Below are 1370 nucleotides of genomic sequence, written 5' to 3'. Positions count from 1 at the left end.
CCGAACCGATAAAACCTTGGCAAACGGCAGAGTAGGTGTCTTGTTGCTCGGTGAGTGATAAGGCCATTTCTAACTCACTAACTTCGAGCAAGTTAACGTTTGGTATAGGCAGTTTTACGAAGACTTTCAAAAGCCGAGCGAGTAGGTCAGCTGCTTGTCCCATTGCGACATTCGCTATTTCTTGCATGCAGTCGCGGGTGCCAATATTGCCGATTTCACCTTTCTTAATTATCGGTGCTCTTGCAGGCGTAGCAGGAGCGGCTGAGGGCTCTGGTGCTCTGTAAAGGCCAAATTTCTCAAGTAGCTCTGTGAGCGCTTCAGTCGAAGTAGGTTTCTTAATGAAGTCGATTGCGCCTAGAGCCTTAACGCGTTCATGTGCTTCAGGTTGAATATCTCCTGATACGACAATTACCATCGTTGGCAAATCTTGTTTCTGAATCTGCTCTAAGGTTTCATAACCATCCATGACTGGCATGTTGAGGTCGAGAAACATAATGTCTCCCAAACCCTCTTTAATGGCTGCCAATGCTTCTTCACCATGTTTCGCAAATGAAACTTCTATTTCCCAGTCACTTGGCAAGGTTCTCGCCATTTGCTTTCTAGCTACGCTGGAGTCGTCGCAGATCAGGACGCGTGTTGTCATATGAAAAGGTCTTTCCACGGGATGTATTTATGATTACTAATTAAAGTGCATGAATGCCCATTCAGCAAGTCTTCAGGATAATTAAAGTTCCATATTCAGAGCAGTCATGACCCCATGCTCTGAATGGGGTATACTGGAGCGTTTATTAGTCTCAGGTATTAGTCTGGAAATCCAATTTAACAGGGTTTCTGGGCTGTAAGTGTGTGTCGACGGAGTCTTTTAGGTGAGTGATATTAAGAGCAGGGTGAACACTTATTTGTATGCAGCACAAACACAAGCAAAGCAGGCAGAGACAAGTACTAATGCTGCGCTTGCACAGGCTGCCGTTGTTGGCGCTAGTTTGAGTTTGAAGTATGCCTGGGAAGCCTGGCTAGAAGAATTATCAGCCTATTTAAAGATCCCTGCTGACGCCTTGCAAGATGAGTCTTCAGAATTGGCGCAGAATATGCCCGATTGCCAGTTCCTGTTTGCGCAGAAGCAGGAGCAAGGAAGTTGGTATCAACGCTTGTTGGCTTTATCTGTTGACCCTCTGCTCTACAGAGAAAATTCGCCGCATTCTAGGCAAGCAGCTAGCACAGAAGCAAGTGTGCCTCGAATTGAGGTTATTAATTTGACCGAGACAGCTATTGAAGGTGATAGAGAGCTGACTTTGTTAGAACTTATTGAAGAAGTAAAAACTTATATTCAGCAAAGGCGAGAGCAACAAACAGAATGGTAAAGAAGGCCG

General features: G+C 45.2%; 2 protein-coding genes. One reads left to right on the top strand and one right to left on the bottom strand.

Going from position 1 to position 1370, the window contains the following annotated elements; all coding sequences use genetic code 11:
- Positions 1-643 (bottom strand): response regulator (locus tag A3766_RS03100; protein ID WP_156508644.1); only part of this gene is annotated, 643 nt, incomplete at its 3' end.
- A gap of 223 nt (positions 644-866) precedes the next feature.
- On the opposite strand from A3766_RS03100, the gene A3766_RS03095 reads away from it, so the two are divergent.
- Positions 867-1361: a DUF6586 family protein gene (locus A3766_RS03095; RefSeq protein ID WP_068552970.1), complete on the top strand. Its 495-nt coding sequence runs from the start codon at positions 867-869 to the stop codon at positions 1359-1361.
- Positions 1362-1370: the final 9 nt, after the last annotated feature.

Source organism: Oleiphilus sp. HI0132 (assembly GCF_001635845.1).
This window is presented reverse-complemented; position numbering and strand designations above follow the sequence as displayed.